This window comes from Shewanella sp. JNE2 (assembly GCF_023159115.1).
GTDB classification, from domain to species: Bacteria; Pseudomonadota; Gammaproteobacteria; order Enterobacterales; family Shewanellaceae; genus Shewanella; species Shewanella putrefaciens.
Genome location: NZ_CP096169.1, coordinates 4319525 through 4339838, shown reverse-complemented (window position 1 = coordinate 4339838; position 20314 = coordinate 4319525). Strand labels below are relative to the sequence as shown.

The following is a 20314-nucleotide window of genomic DNA, read 5'->3' as shown; positions in this document are numbered from 1 at the left end:
AAAATAGCCTGTGTAAAATATTGAAACATTTTATCCAAATAAGTATAACAAATTGATTTTGTGCTAATCTCTTTAACGGAATGATAACTAAAAAGTGACAACGGACTATGCTTTCAAATTTATGGAAGCGTCAGGCTCCGCAGATGGTGGGAATCGACATTGGTTCACATGAAGTTAAGGCCATTTTGCTGGGTAAGACTGCTGATGGATACAAAATACTCAGTCATGCAGCGGTCCCTGTAAAAAAGGGGGCCATCAACGATCATGATATTCGTGATGTTGATGCCGTTGTTGAATGTTTAAGGCAAGTGAAGCGTATCTTACCTAAATCGGTGAAATATGCGGCTGTTGCTGTATCTGGTTCAGCAGTGATGACAAAAGTTATCTATATGGATGCTTCGCTGAGCGAGGAAGAAATGGAAGCCCAGATAGAAATAGAAGCCGATAACTTAATTCCCTATTCCCTAGATGAAGTGAGCATTGATTTTGAAACCCTCAATGTAAATAGTACCGATCCTTCTAAGGTTGATGTGCTATTGAGCGCCTGTCGTACCGATAATATAGATGTCAGAGTCGATGCATTAGATACGGTTGAACTTGAGACGAAAGTTGTTGATGTTGAGGGATATGCACTTGGGCGCTCTGCAGAGTTAATCCTAGGTCAGTTACCAGAAGGAGCGAGGCAAAAAGCCGTTGCACTGGTTGATATTGGCGCCAATATGACGACTTTTTCTGTAGTAGAGTCTGGTGAAACAACCTTTATTCGTGAACAAGCCTTTGGTGGTGAGTTGTTTACTCAGTCAATACTGTCCTTTTATGGTATGTCCTATGAACAAGCGGAAAAAGCCAAGATAGAAGGTGACTTACCACGTAATTATATGTTTGAAGTGTTATCACCTTTTCAAACTCAGCTACTACAACAAATAAAACGTACGCTGCAAATCTATTGTACATCCAGCGGTAGAGATAAAGTCGATTATCTGGTTTTATGTGGTGGGACCTCTAAGTTGGAAGGAATGGCTAATTTATTAATTAATGAATTAGGTGTTCATACTATCATCGCCGATCCTTTTCAAGGATGTTTACACGCAGACGAATCAATCAAACATATCCTGCAACCTAACATCAGTAAATATATGGTTGCCTGCGGCTTAGCACTGAGGAGTTACGGTCAATGGCGAACATAAACCTACTCCCTTGGCGTGAAGAGGCAAGAGAAAAGCACAAACGTGACTATATCGGTATCTTGGCTCTGGTTTTTTTAGGCGCAGCTATTCTAGTGTATATCGCCTTGTCTTTGCTTGAAATGATGACCGATGAGCAGCGTGGGCGAAATGCTTACCTACAATTAGAAATTCAATTACTTGAAACTCAAATCGCTGAAATTAAAAAGATCACCGAGCGGAAAAAAGACATAGAGCGTCGTACCGAGATTATTCTTAACCTCCAACAATCTCGTAATTTACCAACCCATGTTTTAGATGAGTTGGTGCGTGTAGTACCCGCTGGAATATACCTTTCAAGTATTGAGAAAAAGGGCAGTCTATTACTCATTGAAGGTCGGAGTGAATCCAACAATAACGTAGCGAATATGATGCGTAAAGTTAAAGCATCAGAATGGTTAACCGATCCGAATATGCAATCTATCGTGACCCAAGATGATGAATTAAGACAATTACAGCGGTTTAATTTACGAGTGAGTGTCAAAAGTGCGATTGCTGATGACCCTGTAAAAGTGGCGCAAGGAGCGAGTAAATGAAACTCGATCTTAGTCAGTTTAATGACATCGATTTTGAGAATATTGGTGGTTGGCCTAATCAAGTAAAAACTTTTTTTGCAATATTATTAGCGCTTTGTGTTTTTGCTGCGGGTTATTTTCTTGTGATAGCAGATGCTGTTGATTTGTATAGCGCGGAGCAAAATAAAGAGGTGCAGTTACGGGATGACTTTAAAAATAAATATCAACTTGCGGCAAATTTGAAACTCTATCGCGAACAGTTAGCTATCATGGAAGTGCAATTTGCTGAATTGCTTAAAATGTTACCGTCTGAAAATGAAATGCCAGGTTTGCTCGATGATCTGACTTTTGTTGCAACGGATGCAGGATTAAGAATTAAGAGTTTAAACTGGGAACCCGAAATTCAGCGTGATTTTTATATTGAGTTTCCTATTAAAATGTCTGTTACTGGGGATTATCACCAGCTGGGCAATATGGTCAGTGGTGTCGCAAAATTACCACGAATTGTTAGTCTTCACGATTTTACGATTAAACGGGATGACTTAGGTAATTTAGCGATGGATATTTTAGCAAAAACCTATCGCTTTAAGGAAGGAGCTGAATTACCACCCGAAAAGACATCGGATAATAAGGGTAAAAAATGATGAAATTATTTCCCTTACTAGTGTTAAGCCTTTTTTTGATGGGTTGTATTGGTGATCGTAGTGATTTAGAGCTATTTGTTACTACGACTAAGGCACAGCATGTTGCTCATATACCGGCGCTAAAAGAACCTCCAAAGTTTGAACATTTTGCTTATCAAGCTGAGTTGCTGCGAAGCCCTTTTGTTCCACCTTCTCGTGAGTTAACGGAAGAAGTGGTTGATACTAGCAAGAACTGCTTACAACCAGATTTAAAACGTCGTAAAAGTCGCTTAGAGACCTATGCCATTGATAATTTAAAAATGCGCGGCACCTTAAGCGAGGCAGATATGACTTGGGCACTTATCGAAACAAATGACGCCAGTGTATATCGTATCGGTGTCGGTGAGTACTTAGGATTGTTTAATGGGCGTGTAACCAAGGTGACTTCACAAGCTGTTGAAGTAATAGAATTAATTCCTGATGGTTCTGGTTGTTGGTCTGAACGACTCAATAAATTAGAACTTTCCGGAGAATAACGAGCGAAGGATGAAGGAATAATGAAATCTTCTGCTGCGATCAAAATGCCATTAATTCTCTCAGGTTTAATTAAGCCTGTTATTGGGATCGTATTCGTATTTGGCATATTGCCATCGAGTTTTGCTGCCAATCGATTATTAGATGTTAAATATCATGCTTTAGTTGATCGTCAGTTAGAGGTTGAGTTAGTTTTTGAAGATGCAGTAATGCCACCAGTCATTGATTCTAATGCATCGCCAGCCGAGTTGGTTTTAATATTCGATAATAGTATTTCGGGTTTATCTAAAGACCGCTTGCCCATTAATCAAGTGGGTGTAAATGAAATAAGAACAGAACAACAGGATTCTCAACTAAAAGTTGCCTTAGGCTTATCTAAAGTGAAGCCGTATCAAGGTGCTGTGATAGGTAACTCTTACCGTTTAACGATCAATGATGAAGTCGCTAGTGCAAAGCCATTTAGTGAAAATCCTTTTGTTAATAGCATTAAAAATATCGATTTTCGCCGTAATGCAAATGGTGGTGGCGAATTACTAGTCTATTTAAATAATCGCTCAGTCGCTGCCAATGTTGAACAAATTGGCGCTAAGCTTGAGATAAAGTTATTTAATACCGACATTAATAATGATCTGCTTTATGTGATGGATGTGCAGGATTTTTCAACACCAGTAAAAAGTTTTGAAACCTTCAAGGAAGATTTAACTACGCGAATATTAGTTGATATTTCAGGTAACTACGATTTCAATTATAAACAGGAAGATAATATATTTAGACTCTCAATAAATAAAGTTGAGCGGGTTGCAGCAACAAAAGAAGTAAAAAAATACAACGGAAGAACCTTATCCCTTAATTTCCAAAATATTTCTGTTCGAACAGTACTACAGATTATTGCTGATTATAATAATTTCAATCTCGTGACCAGTGATACTGTTGAGGGCAATATTACCCTTAGACTTGATGATGTACCTTGGGATCAAGCATTAGATTTAATATTACAAACTAAGGGACTAGATAAGCGTATTGAAGGTAACATTTTAATGGTGGCTCCAAGTGAGGAACTGGCCATCCGAGAGAGTCAAAACCTTAAGAATAAACAAGAGGTTAAAGAGTTAGCTCCTCTCTATTCTGAATATTTACAGATCAATTATGCCAAAGCGATTGATATAGCTGAATTACTTAAGAGTGCGGATTCGAGTCTGCTATCCCCACGGGGTTCAGTGGCCGTAGATGAACGGACAAATACTGTACTTGTAAAAGATACCGCTGAAATCATAGAAAATATTCATCGTTTAGTGGAGGTGCTGGATATTCCGATCCGCCAAGTGTTGATTGAGTCACGTATGGTGACAGTTAAAGATAATGTGTCAGAAGATTTAGGTATACGCTGGGGCATAACCGATCAGCAAGGCAATAAAGGTTCATCAGGTTCCTTAGAAGGCGCTCAAGATATCGCCAATGGTATTGTTCCTAGTATTGGTGATCGACTAAACGTCAATTTACCTGCACAAGTTGATAGTGCAGCGAGCATTGCATTCCATGTTGCCAAATTAGCCGACGGTACTATTTTAGATCTCGAGCTGAGTGCGCTTGAGCAAGAAAATAAAGGCGAAATTATTGCTAGTCCACGCATTACGACTTCTAATCAAAAAGCGGCATACATTGAGCAGGGGATTGAAATCCCGTATGTGCAATCAACCTCAAGTGGTGCCACATCCGTCACCTTTAAAAAAGCAGTATTATCATTGCGTGTGACACCGCAAATCACTCCTGATAATCGAGTGATTTTAGATTTAGAAATTACGCAAGATTCTGAAGGGAAAACGGTTCCTACATCCACAGGGCCTGCGGTTGCGATTGATACTCAGCGTATCGGTACACAAGTGTTGGTTAATAATGGTGAAACCATCGTGCTCGGTGGTATTTACCAACAGAATCTTATCAGTCGCGTTAGCAAAGTGCCTGTTTTAGGCGATATTCCCCTAGTAGGTTTTTTGTTTAGAAACACAACAGATAAAAATGAGCGTCAAGAGCTACTGATTTTTGTGACACCTAAAATTGTGGATGAAAAGCTCTAACTCGCTGTTGTACTTTGAATAAAGCCAGCAACACTTGCTGGCTTTACCGTATCTGAAATACAATTCTTAGTATAAATAGCGCACATGACTTGCCATAGTAGACCTTAAACTGAGATAATCCGCGGTCAAGTCTCATAAGAGCAAGGTAACATATAGGTCGGCTTGATCATGAGTCGATATCGGCATACTTTTCAATAAGATTCAGACGTACAAGAAATGGCTGAAAAACGTAATATTTTTCTGGTAGGCCCTATGGGCGCAGGTAAAAGCACAATTGGTCGCCATCTGGCGCAAATGCTGCATTTAGAATTCCACGATTCAGATCAAGAGATTGAGCAACGCACAGGCGCTGATATTGCTTGGGTGTTTGACGTCGAAGGCGAAGAAGGTTTCCGCCGCCGTGAAGCTCAGGTTATTGCTGATTTGTCTGAAAAACAAGGTATTGTCCTTGCCACCGGTGGTGGTTCAGTACAAAGCAAAGATATCCGTAATCATCTATCTGCCCGTGGGATTGTTGTTTATCTGGAAACCACTATCGACAAACAGGTCGCTCGTACTCAAAGAGACAAGCGACGCCCGTTATTGCAAGTAGATGATCCTCGAGAAGTGTTGGAGAGTCTTGCAGAGATCCGTAACCCGTTATACGAAGAAATTGCCGATGTGATCGTTAAAACCGATGATCAAAGTGCAAAAATCGTTGCAAATCAGATCATTGAGAAATTAGGTTTCTAGGCAGAATGATGAAGCAAATTCAGGTTGATTTAGGTGAACGTAGTTACCCCATTTATATTGGCCAGAATTTGATGAATGATAGCGAGGCACTGTCTCGCTACCTGCTTAAAAAACGTATCCTTATCGTTACCAATGAAACCGTCGCGCCCTTATATCTTAATCAGATACAAGAAGTGATGGTTTCTTTTGGTGAGGTTGAGAGCGTCATTCTTCCTGATGGCGAGCAATTCAAAGACTTAGCACATTTAGACGCTATTTTTACTGCATTATTGCAGCGGAATTATGGTCGAGATTCTGTGCTGGTGGCTTTGGGTGGCGGCGTGATTGGTGATATGACAGGATTTGCTGCTGCGTGTTATCAACGTGGTATCGATTTTATCCAAATCCCAACGACATTATTATCGCAAGTCGATTCTTCTGTTGGCGGTAAAACTGCCGTAAATCATCCATTAGGTAAAAACATGATTGGGGCTTTTTATCAGCCACAGTTGGTGTTGATCGATACTCAATGTCTTCACACATTACCTGCACGTGAGTTTGCGGCAGGGATGGCGGAGGTTATTAAGTATGGCATTATGTGGGATGGCGAATTTTTTCAATGGCTTGAAAATAATGTGCAGGCATTAAAGAGATTAGAAACAGAAGCGTTAGTGTACGCTATTTCTCGTTGCTGTGAGATAAAGGCCGACGTTGTCAGCCAAGATGAAACTGAGCAGGGTGTTCGTGCTTTGTTAAATCTTGGACACACTTTTGGTCACGCTATTGAAGCTGAAATGGGGTATGGCAACTGGCTTCATGGTGAGGCTGTTGCTGCTGGCACAGTCCTTGCTGCACAAACGGCTAGGTCACTGGGACTGATTGATGAGTCAATAGTTTGTCGTATTGTGCAGTTACTCCAAGCTTTCGATCTTCCAGTGAGTGCGCCGGAATCTATGGATTTCGACAGTTTCATTCAACATATGCGACGCGATAAGAAAGTGTTAGGTGGTCAGATTCGACTGGTGCTTCCGACCGGAATTGGTCAAGCGGATGTATTTAGTCAGGTCACTGAATCTACCCTTGAACAGGTTATTTGCTGCGCATAAACATTGTGTGGTGAGTGAGTGACATTTCAGGGGCTAGTCTTGCTTCCTTCTCAGGAAGCGCTTATACAACGATTACATCATATTGCCAGTTATAGCGACCAGCTACTGGTGCTTTCTGGTGCTCAAGGTTCAGGTAAAACCACGCTTGTTACTGCGCTGGCAACAGATTTTGATGAGTCAAATGCCGCGTTAGTCATTTGCCCAATGCATGCAGATAATGCTGAAATTCGCCGGAAAATATTGGTGCAATTAATTTCATCGCCGATATTTGATGATGATATCCCGCTTGGGGAAACGCTATTACGTGTTGCGCCCACACAAACTAAACCCTTACATATCATTATTGATGACGCTCATTTGCTTTCTAAAGAGTTATGGGCTGAATGTATTATTCTGAATCAAATCCAATGTGCGGGTAAGCGGATAGCGGTTACTCTCACTGTGCCCTCTTCATTTTTAGCGGATTTATTGCCGCAGTTACCTGAGCAATTAAGGCGGCAAGTTTTACCTGTCAGCATTGAGCCATTAACACTACCTGAGCGTGAAGCCTTGTACCAAACATTGCTTAGATATAGTGACCAAAACCCGTTTACACCAAGGGATATAGTGCGTGCTCAACTCGAAACACAAACGGGTACTCCACAGGAAGTGGTTAATTTACTTGAGCTTGCTCTCCATGGTAAGCCTAAGCCAAACTTTTCTTGGAAAAAATATAAAGCACTATCCATTAGCTTTGTTAGTGTGTTGCTTGTGTTAGCGGCTTGGGGAGTGGTAACTCAGCTTCCTCACTCTGGGCTCACCTTAGAACCTATAACCTATCCAGCGATGGACTCACCCGAATTCCTTGCCCATGGTCAACACCGGCTAGCGCTTTATTTTAGCCAACGTGCCGAGCAGCTTAGGCTTTCACAGATTGAAGCAGAAGAGATTGTACCACCAGATCCTTTAGCGAGTTTTCATGGCGAGACTCCACAAATGGAGTCCGATATATCAATTCAATCTCCTATTGATGAGGCGAGTAGCAAGGGAGCGACAGTGGCGTCGAACAGTGCGACATCAGCATCTGTTAAACCCAAAACGGCCGAAGTGAAGATAACGCAAAATGCCACATTAATGACGCTCCATAAACCAACTAAGGGTTATACCATCCAAGTGGCCAGTGTTTCACAATTGCGTTCACTACGTTCGACTTTAAAAATGATTGAAGGAGTCGAAGGAGTAAGGGTTGCAAAGTATAAACAACGTTGGGTGGTATTCGTTGGTCACTATAGCAATCATCAATCAGCACAGAGCGCTGCCGCGCAATTAGCTAAGCAGTATCGCCTCGAACAGCCTTGGGTCAGAAAATGGGCGGAACTGCGCGAATATCAGCTACAAGAAAGTCTCCCAAATCGTGAAATCTCAGAATAAACAGAGTACAATCGTGACCTTTATTTATGTCGGTATTCATCAAATTAAATGATTAAAAAACATAGAGCCTTCCTAAAATGGGCTGGCGGAAAATTTAAGTTGGTGGATGAGTTAACGAACTATTTACCTGCGGGAGACCGTTTAGTTGAGCCATTTGTAGGCGCTGGTTCGGTGTTTTTAAATACGGATTATCCAAGCTATTTACTCTGTGACATAAATCAGGATCTGATCGAACTCTATAAAATTGTAAAAGAAAAACCTGCCGAATATATTTCCGCTGCGAGAAAGATGTTTGTCGATGAGATGAACCAGAAGGATGCTTACTACAGGGTGCGTACAGAGTTTAATAAAACCCGTGATCCCTTCATACGTTCAGTTTATTTTCTTTACCTCAATCGTCATGGGTTTAATGGATTATGCCGTTATAATCGCAAGGGTGGGTTTAATGTGCCCTTTGGTTCTTACAAAAAACCTTATTTTCCTGAAAAGGAGATTTGGGCTTTTTCTGAAAAGGCTCAACGTGCTGAGTTTAAATGCATTGGTTATGAAAAGGCATTTGAACAAATTCGTACTGGTGATGTGATTTATTGCGACCCACCCTATGCACCTTTATCAACCACTGCCAGTTTTACTACTTACGTTGGAGCGGGTTTTAGCCTAGATGATCAGGCTTTACTCGCTCGACATTCACGGCACACTGCGCTTGAACGTGGTATTCCTGTGCTAATCAGCAACCATGACATTCCTTTAACGCGGGAGCTATATCGTGGTGCTCACCTCGCAAAGCTTCAAGTACAGCGCAACATTAGCCAAAACGGCAGTAGCCGTAATAAAGTGGACGAATTGATGGCGCTATACGATGAAAACTATGATCTACAGGATGAGTAATATTAGCGGTAATTGCATTAGCTAAGCACTTGACTTACAAGTAATATAAGGCTCCCCACTAAAATTATAGCTAACACTATACCCATCACAATATAAGGTAGTGGTGAATGAGTTTGAAAGTCTTTTGTGCGGTTTTTATCCGACTGCACTCCGAAAAAGGCCGCCAAGGTACTCTGAAATATTTGCCAAATGCGGTTGATCATTAGTATGAGAGTTGTGAATTGGTGGGTTTCATATCATCGATAGGCTTATCTTTATGCCCATATAATAATTCAAGCAGATCAACGAAGTGAAACTGACTTGAACGATTTTTACCCGTAAGCCACGTTGTCCAACTTAAAGGTTGCGCTTGATTAGCACAGCGGTTGTTGGGATGGCTGCTTGGCAAAGAGTTGTTATAGCGAGTGTCACTGCTGCAAGCGCAGGCGGTGGTTTCAGTATTGTCAGTGAGTTTTTGCGCACCAAAGGCTAATGAGGCAACAACGACAGCCGTGAATGCTAACATCATTGATGACTTAAATGTGACTAAACCTAGTAAGTTTGAGAAATGATTTAACCGTCCTTTCATAATACTTCCTTTAACATAACCCAGCGCAGCGCATCGAGTATAACAAACTCGCTTAGTTTATGAACAATAATTTATCAATCACTACAGAAATGTTTGAATATCTCGTTTCTTAACCATACTTTTTTGCAAAGCGTGTGTATTATTCGTGTGGCATTCCTCTGACGCCATAATCCATTCAATTACCATAAATGTGGCTTTAGCTATAGAGGCTTAGCCTAGCTAAGGGTAAAATGAAGCACTTTTTGTTCAATTACAGCGAGTGTTTTATGCGTCCATTCTTAATTGCTCCATCGATTTTATCCGCCGATTTTGCCCGTTTAGGGGATGATGTTAAAGCCGTATTAGATGCGGGCGCTGACGTAGTGCATTTTGATGTGATGGATAATCACTATGTGCCTAATCTGACGATTGGCCCTATGGTGTGTAAAGCCCTACGTGATTATGGCATTACCGCCGATATCGATGTACATCTTATGGTGAAACCCGTTGACCGTATCGTGCCTGATTTTGCTAAGGCTGGCGCTTCTATCATTACTTTCCATCCAGAAGCCTCTGAGCATGTCGACCGTACACTGCAATTGATCAAAGAATCAGGTTGTAAGGCGGGCTTAGTATTTAACCCTGCGACGCCATTGCATTACCTCGACCATGTGATGGATAAACTCGATGTGATCCTATTGATGTCGGTGAATCCTGGTTTTGGTGGTCAATCCTTTATTCCATCAACCTTAGATAAGCTGCGCCAAGTGCGTGCGCGTATTGATGCCAGTGGTTTTGATATTCGTTTAGAAGTCGATGGTGGTGTGAAGGTCGACAATATCGCCGAAATCGCTGCGGCGGGTGCCGATATGTTTGTGGCGGGCTCGGCTATTTTCGGCAAGCCCGATTATAAGGCCGTTGTTGATGAGATGCGTGCCGAACTGGCTAAAGTTGGGGCATAGTCGCATGTGGGAACAAATTAAGGCAATCGCGTTTGATCTTGATGGAACATTAATTGATAGTGTTCCTGACCTTGCAGTAGCGACCCAAGAGGCTTTAGCTGAACTTGGTTTAGCAACGTGTTCTGAGGCACAAGTGCGTACTTGGGTTGGTAATGGCGCTGAAATGTTAATGCGCCGCGCCATGACTAATGCACTCGGTACCGACGTAGAGCAGGCTGCACTTGATGCGGCGATGCCAATTTTTATGCATCACTACCAAGAGAACCTTGAGAAGCACAGTGCGCTCTATGGGGATGTGCATCAAGTGCTGCAAACCCTGTTCGATGCAGGTTTTAAGCTAGCGGTTGTCACTAATAAACCCTACCGCTTTACGTTACCTTTGCTTGAAGCCTTCAATATAAACAGCTTTTTTAGCTTGGTATTAGGCGGTGATTCGCTGTCAAAGATGAAGCCTGATCCTTTACCGCTGCAGCACCTACTGAAGGAATGGCAGTTAGATAAAGCGGAGTTATTGATGGTTGGCGACTCTAAAAATGACATTTTAGCGGCGAAAGCGGCAGGTGTTGCATCAATCGGCTTGACCTACGGCTATAACTACGGTGAAGATATTGGGCTCGCAGGCCCAGATGCTGTCTGCGAGCAATTTAGTGATATTTTGAACTGGATAAATCCAACAACGCGTTAATTTAATCGATTCTTTTTATTTATAGATAGTGGAGCAATGACGTAATGACCAAACCCATAGTACTCAGCGGTGCACAGCCGTCCGGCGAATTAACCATAGGTAACTACATGGGTGCATTGCGTCAATGGGTTGCGATGCAAGATAGCCACGATTGCTTGTATTGTGTGGTCGACTTGCATGCCATTACTGTTCGCCAAGATCCTAAGGCGCTGCGCGAAGCGTGTTTGGATACCTTGGCCCTGTATTTGGCCTGTGGTGTGGATCCTAAAAAAAGCACAGTGTTTATCCAATCTCAGGTACCACAGCACACCCAATTGGGCTGGGCATTAAACTGCTATACCCAAATGGGTGAGTTGAGCCGCATGACGCAGTTTAAGGATAAGTCACAAAAGCATGCTAACAACATCAACGTGGGTTTGTTTGGCTACCCGGTTCTGATGGCGGCGGATATTTTGATTTATCAAGCGAACGAAATTCCCGTTGGCCAAGATCAGAAACAACACCTCGAGTTAACACGCGATATCGCGACTCGCTTTAATAATGCCTACGGTGACACTTTTACCATTCCTGAGCCATTTATCCCTGAACATGGTGCTAAGGTGATGTCGCTGCAGGAGCCGCTGAAGAAGATGTCTAAGTCAGACGAAAACCGTAATAACGTTATCGGCCTGCTAGAAGATCCAAAATCAGTGCTGAAAAAGCTGAAAAAAGCCATGACGGATAGCGATGAGCCGCCAGTCGTACGTTTCGATTTGGATAATAAACCGGGCGTTTCTAACCTACTGAGTTTAATGTCGGGTGTGACAGGGCAAAGTATTGCCAGCCTAGAAGCCGAGTTTGAAGGCAAAATGTATGGACACTTAAAAGTAGCAGCAGGTGAAGCGGTTGTGGGGATGTTAGAGCCACTGCAGGAGCGTTACCGCGCAATTCGAGCCGATCGCGCTTACTTAGATCAAGTGATGAAAGCGGGCGCCGAGAATGCACAGGCGCGCGCCGAAGTGACGCTGAAAAAAGTCTATGAGAAAATTGGTTTATTAGTGTAACTAAACTTACCTCAACCCATTGAATTTAAAGCCGACATAAGTCGGCTTTTTTGTCTTTGTAAATCGGTATTAGGCTTGTGATTTAAGCCAAGATGAGAAAGCTGCAATTGCAGGTTCAGATAAGCGGCGTTGTTTACAAAAAAAAGTAAATTCAAAACCCGTATGCACATCGGGTAAATTCACCGCGACTAAACGCCCTGTGGCAATATCACCCGCTACCATAAAATCCGGTGCAAGGGCTAAACCTTGACCGGCAATGGCGGCTTCAATCGCCATGACGATATGGCTAAATACATGCTGTTGTTCGTTATTAAGCGGGATTTGATGTGCTGATGACCATTTATGCCAATCAAGTCCGAGCGGCCCTTCATCCACGACTAATAGAGCTTGCTGCTGAAAATTATTGAGGTGGATTTCACGCCATTTGGGGTAAAAGCTTGGGCTACACACAGTGATCAGGCGTTCCTTATGTAGTAACTGCTGCCAATACCCTCGCTGGTTGAGTTTTCCGGCGATAAAAATATCCGCTGTGCTGGTGCTGAGATCAGGATCTTGGGTGATCATCTCAAGGCGGATCTTCACACTCGGGTACTGGCGGCGAAAATCCGCAAGCCGAGGGATCAACCATTTCACTGCGAAGGAGCTATAAACCGCTAAGCATAATTGCTTATTGGGTGTGTCCTTCACCTTAAGATTAAGGTCACTTAGCTCATTGAAAATGCGCTCTAACTCGATGAATAATCCTTGGCCTTTGGGTGTTAATTGCAACTTACGGCCTTGGCGATCAAATAATTGCTCACCAAAATATTCTTCCAATACTCGCACTTGATGTGAAACTGCACTTTGGGTAATGCATAGCTCATCGGCCGCTTTTGAAAAATGCTGCTGTCTGGCAGCGGTTTCAAATACCTGCAATGCACGTAATGGTGGAAGCTTTCTCATTATTTTCAATATGTAAAAAATTTAGTATGAATCTAATTCATCTAGCATGAGAAAGCATCATTTCAGCTTAAGTTTTGTGGGGATTATCATGCTGCCATCGAGATTTGTGGAAGTTAAAAATGCAACGCCCTGTTGTTATCGGTTTGATTTTATTGATAGTGGGTAATCTATTCAGTGCCTTTTACGATGTATCTATCAAATGGTTACCCGATGATGCTAACGCTGCAACTTTTCTCCTTGTCAGGCAAATCACTTCTGTCTTTATGCTGCTGCCCGTATGGTTATATGCACAGCGGCCCATGACGACACATATTTCAGTTCACCTTTGGCGTGCCAACATAGGCTCAGTTGGCGCGCTTTTTTTAATTATTGGTTTAATGGCGTTGCCACTTGCGACCGTGAGCTCGCTGTTTTACTCGGCACCGCTGATGATCATCCTTATGGGATATTGGTTTCTTAAGGAGCGCATTACCACAGGGCAGGTATTCTGTACCCTGTTAGGGTTTGTGGGCATTGTGATTATTCTGCGCCCGAGTGAAATGAATTGGTTCGGTCTTGCCGTACTCTTTTCTGCGTTTACTTTTGCAGTGAATCAACTCACGCTAAAAAAAGTACCCAATACGGAACATCCTGTACTCACTTTAATGCTTTATAACCTCTTAGGTATACCAGCCACTTTGTTGATAACCGCTTTCCAAGGTTTGCAGGGATTCAGTTGGGCGTTGTTAGGGGTCGCCTTATTGAGTAATGCTTTTTTACTGATTTATCATTGGTTTTGTGTGTTGGCTTATCGTAAGGCACAGGCGAGTGATATTGCGATTGCCGAATATACAGGGCTGTTATTTATCGTGTTTTTAGGTTGGTTATTGTTCGATGAGTGGTTAGATAGTTTAAGCTGGTTTGGGGCGGCATTGATTGTGCTGCCATCCTTGTTTTTACCTTGGATAGGTATGTTAATGAATAAGCCTGGGCGCCGCAGTGTTGATGCTTTGCTGGTGGAGCCTTTGCGACTTGAAAGTGTTGAGGGCGAGCCTAAGCGATAAGTCACCTAGGCGCGATAATGTTATTCAATATATTCAAATACTTTAACCACTTTACGTACGCCTGCGGTATTACGGGCTATCTCTACAGCTAAATCTGCCTGCGAACGATGGATGACTCCAAGTAAGAAGACTTCGCCATTTTCGGTAATGACCTTAATGCGAGTCACGTCTAACCCTTTTTCATTGAGCATGCGCCCCTTCACTTTGGTGGTGACCCAAGTATCGTTGCTGCGTGTCGTGAAAGAAGTTGGATTACCAATACGGATCTGATTGTGAATTTTGCCACCTAGCTTTAGATCTTGCACAACCTTAATTGCTTTGTCTCGGAGCATTGAGTTTGGTGCTTGACCTATCATCAGCACATTACCATTTACCGATACACCAGTGATATTAGTCTGTTTTTTAAGATCTTCTTGCTCTAGCAGTGCGCTCGTTATTTTAAAGTCAGTATTGGTATCATCAAGCTGAGTCTTTACCGTTCGTTCATCATTAGCGACCATGGCGCCACTGACTGCACCCACCATAACGGCACCGGCACAGCCTTGTAGCAGCAAGCAAACCATTAACAGTGGGGCAGCGTGTCTCATTGTTGCTCGTCCTGCGGGAAGAGTGTGCGGTCAATATTGTCACACAGGCAATGGATCACCAGTAAATGTACTTCCTGAATACGCGCGGTAACATTAGATGGGACACGAATTTCTACGTCGCCAACACTCAATAGGCCTGCCATCGCACCGCCGTCCTTACCTGTTAGGGCCACAATGGTCATATCGCGGCTAAGTGCTGCTTCCATTGCTTTAATCACATTACCTGAGTTTCCACTGGTAGAAATCGCCAGCAGGATGTCACCTGGTTGACCTAAGGCTAAGATTTGTTTTGAGAAAATCTCGTCATAGCTATAGTCGTTTGCGATAGCTGTGATGGTTGAAGTATCGGTAGACAGGGCGATAGCCGGTAAGGGTGGACGCTCAATCTCATAGCGGTTTAACAGTTCGGCCGAAAAATGCTGTGCATCGCCAGCACTACCACCATTCCCGCAGGCGAGGATTTTATTGCCACCCAAAAGACAGTGCACCATCATCTCGGCCGCTTTAGCGATAGATTCAGGCAGCGCTTCGGCTGCATCGATTTTGGTCTGGATTGACTCAGTAAAACTGTCTTTAATGCGTTCTAACATGGATAAATCCTTTCAGGATAAAGTGTTACTATCATGCCATAATTTCTCGGGCGAGTTGAGGCATAAGCGTTAAAAATAATTCATGCCGATGTTTAAAAGGCATCGACTAGCCAATGGATTTGATGGCCTTCAATTGCCACAACATCGAAACGACAGGGCACATCGAGCCGATGAATTTGTAAATAATGGCTAGCAGCCAGACGTATACGGCCTATTTGCGCCTTACTTACAGCTTGTAGTGCGCCCCCATACTGGGTTGCAGAGCGATATTTCACCTCAACAAATACCCAATGGTTTTTATGGCGCATCACCAAATCGATTTCGCCAAATGGATAGCGGACATTACGTTCGACAAAAGTGAGCCCTTGTTGTTCAAGGTGACTTTGGGCGAGCGTTTCTGCCACTTGTCCGAGTATCATAGCTGACGAAAACTGCCTCTTTGGTATCGTCCCCAGCTTAACTGGCGGTTAATCACTCCGTCTGGGTTGACTGATAAAACACCGCTGCGGCCGTTAAATTGATATCCTGGGAATGAGCGCATTTGGGCTAATTTGCTAATTAAATCCATCGCGTCATAACCCATGATAAACAAACGCTTCTGGCCATTGTTCCAACCCGTCCACAGGGTATTGACCATCAGGTTTTCTTCACCATTTTGCATTAGCCAAGGGGCATCGCTCATGGTGAGATTATTTAAATCCTGCGCGGTTTGGCTCGATTCATTATCGATACGACTACGACTCGATGTGTACAAAGGCACTGGCTGAGTAAAAACGCTAAAGTTAACATCAATAAAGGCTTTGAGCAGTGTTAGCTCCTGCGGCGTTGATATCATATAAATCGCATCGATATCTTGGCGTGACCGAAAATCGGCTTGTACTGAGTTGCCAAGGAGTTCCTTGATACGGGCAATGCGTTCTTGGCTATCGCGAACCCCGAGGGCATCTTGTACGGTTGTACGCATTTTATCTCCACTATCGTAGTAATAAACTTCGATGGGAGTGTCACTCTTTTTCTTCCACGCTTGGATAAAACTCTCGGCCATGCGCTTACCAATGGCATCATTGCTGGCAAGCAATAACGGCATAGTTACGCCATCTTGATACATACGTGCTGCGGCGTCAGCGGCTTCTTGTGCGGGTGAGAGGGCGAAGTAGAATTTGTTGGCCTCAGGTACTAACTTGTCGGTCTGATTTAAAAATAACTGCGGAATAGATGTGCTTGTTGACACCGCTCCAGTGGCTGTTGGCATTGCTTGTAACTGATCGATTTCGTTCGGCAATAGTGGGCCAATAATAAACTCCGCCCCAGCGGCAACCGCTTGCTGGTAAGCGGATACTGCATCATTGGCGGTATCGTAAAAATTGACGGCAACTTGTTCGTTAGGTTTGGCCATGTAACTGGCTAATATGCCTTGGCGAATTGCATTGGCGGCATTGGCTCTTGAGCCTGTGAGTGGTAATAGCACCGCTATATTCTTGGGTGAAAAAGGCTTAGCATTAAGTGCTCTATCTAAGTCTGCTGGCAATTTGGCGGCAGCAGGATGATAAGGGTTCTGTTTCTGCCATTCACCTAAGTAGCGCACTAATTGGGTCGGATCGACGGCATAATGCTTTGCGATATAGGCTAGTTGTAACCAGCCTGCAAAGATCGGGCTCTTAGTATCACGGGTAAAATTTTGCAGCGTTTGTTCATGCATAGGCTGTAGCACTTGCCAAATTTTATTATTGACTTCGTTCGCCTCTGCAGAGGGTAAATAGGTCGTGAGTAAACTTAGCTCACGTACTTGTTCAATGGGCTGCTTATTGAGTTGATATAAGTGAGCTTTAAACTGGTGATATGCCACCATCTGCCATTTCGGCAGGCTCCAAGTGCTAGGATAATTTAATATATTGAGCGCATCAGTATAGGTCGAGGTATGCTCAAGCACTCGAGCGGTGAGATATTTGTGCTCTGCTAATAGCGTTGGAGTCTGCGTTAAGCTAGGTTGCATCGACTTAAGCAGTTTTTGCGCAGTGGCATAATCGTTAGCATTAATATACGCATGCGCTGCAAGTAGCAGATTGGTATCTCGTTGCTGTGCGTCCTGACTATTGGCTGCCTGTGCTAAATATACATTGGGCGCCAAAGGAGCAGAGGCTAAAGAGGTGACCGCTGTGGAGGCTGTTCCAGTCGAGGTTGTGGGCGTAGAAGTGCCACAACCCGCTAGAATTGCCGATAAAATGGCCACGGAAACGAACTTAGTTGTATTCAGGCTTTTTAACACTGGGCTTCACTCTGGTAAGATGCTGGCTCTAGTTTAACCTTCTCTTGCGCTTGACGAAAGTCTTGGCACTGTCATTACAGAGGTATATATGGACCAAAGCGTCGCACTCTACATAGTTCCCACTCCCATAGGCAATTTGGGCGACATGAGTTCACGGGCTATAGAGGTGCTGAATCAGGTTTCATTGATCGCCTGTGAAGATACCCGTCATAGCGGCAAGTTATTGAGTCATTTTGGAATTACGACTAAAACAATTGCGTTGCATGATCATAACGAACGTGCTCGCGCCCAGTGGATTGTGGATCAATTAGCTGCGGGTCAATCGATCGCCTTAATTTCAGATGCAGGTACGCCGTTAATTTCCGATCCGGGTTACCATTTGGTCTCCCATGTGCGTCAGTCGGGTTTTAATGTGATCCCCTTGCCCGGCCCTTGCGCGGCGATTACCGCCTTGAGCGCCTCGGGTTTGCCATCGGACCGTTTTTCTTTCGAAGGTTTTTTGCCATCAAAAGAAAAGGCGCGTGCCGATAAGCTATTGGCATTAAAAGAAGATCCTCGCACGCTGATATTTTATGAATCACCCCACCGCATCGAGCACAGTCTAACGACTATGCTTGAAGTGCTTGGTGGCGAACGCCATGTCGTTATGGCGCGGGAAGTGACTAAAACCTTCGAAACTTTTTTATCCGGTCCTGTTGCAGACGTATTAGCTAGGGTAAGCACAGATCCTAATCAGCAGAAGGGAGAAATCGTGTTGATGGTGCACGGTTACCATATCGATGACGATGAAGCTATTCCAACGGTCGCGATTAATACGCTTAAGCTGCTGTGCGAAGAATTGCCTCTCAAAAAGGCCGCTGCAATTGCCGCACAAATCCATGGCCTTAAAAAGAACGCTCTGTATAAATACGGCCTAGAGTCTGATTTATAAGCACTGCTACGCATCCCTAGGATTAACTGTGGTACATAAAGATGGCATAGGCTATAATCCGCGCCGAGTTGGCCAGACAGTCGCCGCGTTCGCAAGAACGGGGAGGAAAGTCCGGGCTTCAAAGAGCGGGGTGCCAGGTAACGCCTGGGCGGTGTGAACCGACGACAAGTGCAACAGAGAGTAGACCGCCTGCCTGATTTATCAGGTCGGTAAGGGTGAAAGGGTGCGGTAAGAGCGCACCGTGCGGCTAGCAATAGTCCGTAGCAAGGTAAACTCCACCCGAAGCAAGACCAAATAGGGTTCCGTATGGCGTGGCTCGCGTTGGAACCGGGTAGGTCGCTTGAGCCTGTGAGCGATTGCAGGCCTAGATGAATGACTGTCCAAGACAGGACCCGGCTTATCGGCCAACTCACCTCATTCAACAAAAAGCCCGTTTGTCGTAATGACAAACGGGCTTTTTGTTTTTTAATTTATACGGTAATGATCAATTTTATTTGATTAACTCATTAAAAAATCAGAGTTAGCTCGTTCTCCTGTACATCCCGTATATCGCTTATTTAGCTTTCAGTTTAGCCGCCATTACAGCCATTTCCAGTCTTTCTTCGTCGCAGGTAAAAATTACTCAATGCAGGTAACATCTACCGTTAACTGGGAGGGTTAATAGAAATGGTAGAGTTATAACCTTTTGTTTTTATACGTTTATATTGTTTGGTATAGCCATTGCATTGGTTTGTACGCAAAGTGCAGCATCTTGTTGCATTGCACAGTGTTCACCAAGGAGGCTTTCTATGGCCAGTTCAAAAAGCGTAGCAGAACAAACTAACAGTAAAGATAGCATTGCTTTAAATTCACCCACAACAGCGAAAGCAACTGAAGTGACGCACCATGCCGTTGATGTAGTAGCAGAGAAAGCCGCAGTTGCAGAAGACACTTTGCGTAAAACGGCAGCTAGCTCACAGGAAACTCTGGCGCTCAAGCAGGAGGAAATCAAATTACAACTGCAAAGTTCTTATAGCAAAACCCGTGAGTTGGCAGCGCAAAATCCATTGGCTACAGCTGGGATTGCCTTTGCCGCTGGCGTGGTATTAACGGCTTTATTGCGCCGTCGCTAAGGTGGATTTATGCAAAACCGTGCAAGGTCAGAGGCGCCAGAACAAAGGCCCGTCCAGCATAGTGCGCAAACCGCTAAAACTGGGCAGACAGCATCAGCTGCTGCCCAGCATAACGTTATTGATCAGGCAATTGAGCAACTGGCTGAAATAGCTGTTCTTAGCAGTTCAGTGAAGCAAGCCTATCTCGATCAGTTGAAGTTGGCCGGGAAAGTAGCAACGGCAGAATGGCGGTTAACAGGGCGTAGCCTGATTATCGCTGCGGCTTTAGTCGTCTGTTTTGGTACTGGCATTACGTTATTCTGGGGCAGTATTTTATTGCTGTTGGGCTATATGCTGTTTCAATTGAGTGGTTCGTTATTAGCCACTGTGAGCGCTTTGGTGGTGCTACAGTTTGTTTTATTGCTTTGGTGTTGGCGTAGTCTTGGCTATGTGTTGTCACAAACGGGCTTTTCGAAGACTTGGCAGCAATTACAGCTTTTGTTCTCGACTCGAGAGTCGGGACATCAAAAATAGGGGGCGCG

The 20314-nt window shown here is 43.8% G+C and carries 23 protein-coding genes and 1 other RNA gene; 17 read left to right on the top strand and 7 right to left on the bottom strand.

All coding sequences use genetic code 11. From position 1 onward, the window contains the following. The first annotated feature begins 107 nt into the window (after positions 1-107). The 9 genes from MZ182_RS19260 to MZ182_RS19220 all read left to right on the top strand — a co-directional run bounded on the left by MZ182_RS19260 (position 108) and on the right by MZ182_RS19220 (position 9085). Positions 108-1187, top strand: a complete 1080-nt coding sequence (locus MZ182_RS19260; RefSeq protein ID WP_025008218.1) for a pilus assembly protein PilM — start codon at positions 108-110, stop codon at positions 1185-1187. After that, positions 1175-1759 (top strand): PilN domain-containing protein, encoded by a 585-nt coding sequence (locus MZ182_RS19255; RefSeq protein ID WP_248069468.1) that lies wholly within the window; start codon positions 1175-1177, stop codon positions 1757-1759. Before MZ182_RS19260 ends, MZ182_RS19255 begins: the two co-directional genes overlap by 13 nt. Then, complete coding sequence (locus MZ182_RS19250; protein WP_011791080.1) at positions 1756-2382, top strand: type 4a pilus biogenesis protein PilO; 627 nt, start codon at positions 1756-1758, stop codon at positions 2380-2382. Before MZ182_RS19255 ends, MZ182_RS19250 begins: the two co-directional genes overlap by 4 nt. Next, positions 2382-2897, top strand: a complete 516-nt coding sequence (locus MZ182_RS19245; protein ID WP_025008216.1) for a pilus assembly protein PilP — start codon at positions 2382-2384, stop codon at positions 2895-2897. Before MZ182_RS19250 ends, MZ182_RS19245 begins: the two co-directional genes overlap by 1 nt. Before the next feature lie 21 nt (positions 2898-2918). Next, complete coding sequence (locus MZ182_RS19240; protein WP_011791078.1) at positions 2919-4970, top strand: type IV pilus secretin PilQ; 2052 nt, start codon at positions 2919-2921, stop codon at positions 4968-4970. Between the two features lie 216 nt (positions 4971-5186). After that, positions 5187-5702 carry a shikimate kinase AroK gene (gene aroK / locus MZ182_RS19235; protein WP_011791077.1) on the top strand — a complete coding sequence of 172 codons (516 nt, stop codon included), beginning with the start codon at positions 5187-5189 and terminating at the stop codon, positions 5700-5702. Between the two features lie 5 nt (positions 5703-5707). Then, positions 5708-6787, top strand: a complete 1080-nt coding sequence (gene aroB / locus MZ182_RS19230) for a 3-dehydroquinate synthase (protein ID WP_025008215.1) — start codon at positions 5708-5710, stop codon at positions 6785-6787. Positions 6788-6805: 18 nt separating this feature from the next. Then, on the top strand, positions 6806-8197 hold the full coding sequence (locus MZ182_RS19225) for an AAA family ATPase (protein WP_248069466.1): 1392 nt from the start codon (positions 6806-6808) through the stop codon (positions 8195-8197). Between the two features lie 48 nt (positions 8198-8245). Next, the gene (locus MZ182_RS19220; RefSeq protein WP_011791074.1) at positions 8246-9085 is read left to right on the top strand and encodes a Dam family site-specific DNA-(adenine-N6)-methyltransferase; all 840 of its coding nucleotides are present in this window, start codon (positions 8246-8248) and stop codon (positions 9083-9085) included. Between the two features lie 17 nt (positions 9086-9102). On the opposite strand, the gene MZ182_RS19215 is transcribed toward MZ182_RS19220, so the two are convergent. Both MZ182_RS19215 and MZ182_RS19210 read right to left on the bottom strand, forming a co-directional pair. Further along, positions 9103-9288, bottom strand: a complete 186-nt coding sequence (locus MZ182_RS19215; protein ID WP_011920194.1) for a DUF2970 domain-containing protein — start codon at positions 9286-9288, stop codon at positions 9103-9105. Then, complete coding sequence (locus MZ182_RS19210; protein WP_011791073.1) at positions 9288-9653, bottom strand: hypothetical protein; 366 nt, start codon at positions 9651-9653, stop codon at positions 9288-9290. Before MZ182_RS19210 ends, MZ182_RS19215 begins: the two co-directional genes overlap by 1 nt. A gap of 266 nt (positions 9654-9919) precedes the next feature. Here MZ182_RS19210 and rpe point away from each other — a divergent pair, with 266 nt between their 5' ends. From rpe to trpS, 3 genes are read left to right on the top strand one after another with little or no spacing between them, the layout of a single operon-like run. Further along, positions 9920-10594, top strand: a complete 675-nt coding sequence (rpe, locus tag MZ182_RS19205; RefSeq protein ID WP_014611722.1) for a ribulose-phosphate 3-epimerase — start codon at positions 9920-9922, stop codon at positions 10592-10594. Positions 10595-10598: 4 nt separating this feature from the next. Beyond that, positions 10599-11279, top strand: coding sequence for a phosphoglycolate phosphatase (locus MZ182_RS19200; protein ID WP_248069464.1), 681 nt, complete (start codon positions 10599-10601; stop codon positions 11277-11279). A gap of 44 nt (positions 11280-11323) precedes the next feature. Further along, positions 11324-12322, top strand: a complete 999-nt coding sequence (gene trpS, locus MZ182_RS19195) for a tryptophan--tRNA ligase (protein WP_011791070.1) — start codon at positions 11324-11326, stop codon at positions 12320-12322. Between the two features lie 69 nt (positions 12323-12391). Here the strand turns inward: trpS and MZ182_RS19190 are convergent, their stop codons facing one another. Further along, positions 12392-13264 carry a LysR substrate-binding domain-containing protein gene (locus MZ182_RS19190; protein ID WP_025008213.1) on the bottom strand — a complete coding sequence of 291 codons (873 nt, stop codon included), beginning with the start codon at positions 13262-13264 and terminating at the stop codon, positions 12392-12394. 119 nt (positions 13265-13383) lie between these two features. Here MZ182_RS19190 and MZ182_RS19185 point away from each other — a divergent pair, with 119 nt between their 5' ends. Beyond that, a complete protein-coding gene (locus MZ182_RS19185) occupies positions 13384-14307 on the top strand; it encodes a DMT family transporter (protein ID WP_025008212.1) in 924 nt (307 codons plus the stop codon). 20 nt (positions 14308-14327) lie between these two features. Here the strand turns inward: MZ182_RS19185 and dolP are convergent, their stop codons facing one another. From dolP to MZ182_RS19165, 4 genes are all read right to left on the bottom strand, one after another. Further along, positions 14328-14894, bottom strand: a complete 567-nt coding sequence (dolP, locus tag MZ182_RS19180) for a division/outer membrane stress-associated lipid-binding lipoprotein (RefSeq protein WP_011791067.1) — start codon at positions 14892-14894, stop codon at positions 14328-14330. Further along, positions 14891-15484 (bottom strand): phosphoheptose isomerase, encoded by a 594-nt coding sequence (locus tag MZ182_RS19175; RefSeq protein WP_011791066.1) that lies wholly within the window; start codon positions 15482-15484, stop codon positions 14891-14893. The genes dolP and MZ182_RS19175 overlap by 4 nt, the downstream gene beginning before the upstream one ends. A 92-nt stretch (positions 15485-15576) precedes the next feature. Then, a complete protein-coding gene (locus MZ182_RS19170) occupies positions 15577-15903 on the bottom strand; it encodes a YraN family protein (protein ID WP_115016881.1) in 327 nt (108 codons plus the stop codon). Then, complete coding sequence (locus MZ182_RS19165; RefSeq protein WP_014611719.1) at positions 15900-17750, bottom strand: penicillin-binding protein activator; 1851 nt, start codon at positions 17748-17750, stop codon at positions 15900-15902. Before MZ182_RS19165 ends, MZ182_RS19170 begins: the two co-directional genes overlap by 4 nt. A gap of 88 nt (positions 17751-17838) precedes the next feature. On the opposite strand from MZ182_RS19165, the gene rsmI reads away from it, so the two are divergent. The 4 genes from rsmI to MZ182_RS19145 all read left to right on the top strand — a co-directional run bounded on the left by rsmI (position 17839) and on the right by MZ182_RS19145 (position 20306). Further along, positions 17839-18681 (top strand): 16S rRNA (cytidine(1402)-2'-O)-methyltransferase, encoded by an 843-nt coding sequence (rsmI, locus tag MZ182_RS19160; protein WP_248069462.1) that lies wholly within the window; start codon positions 17839-17841, stop codon positions 18679-18681. 64 nt (positions 18682-18745) lie between these two features. Then, positions 18746-19097, top strand: an RNA gene (gene rnpB / locus MZ182_RS19155) — RNase P RNA component class A. 372 nt (positions 19098-19469) lie between these two features. After that, positions 19470-19793: a DUF883 C-terminal domain-containing protein gene (locus MZ182_RS19150; RefSeq protein WP_011791062.1), complete on the top strand. Its 324-nt coding sequence runs from the start codon at positions 19470-19472 to the stop codon at positions 19791-19793. A 9-nt stretch (positions 19794-19802) separates the two neighbouring features. Beyond that, a complete protein-coding gene (locus tag MZ182_RS19145) occupies positions 19803-20306 on the top strand; it encodes a hypothetical protein (RefSeq protein ID WP_248069460.1) in 504 nt (167 codons plus the stop codon). Positions 20307-20314: the final 8 nt, after the last annotated feature.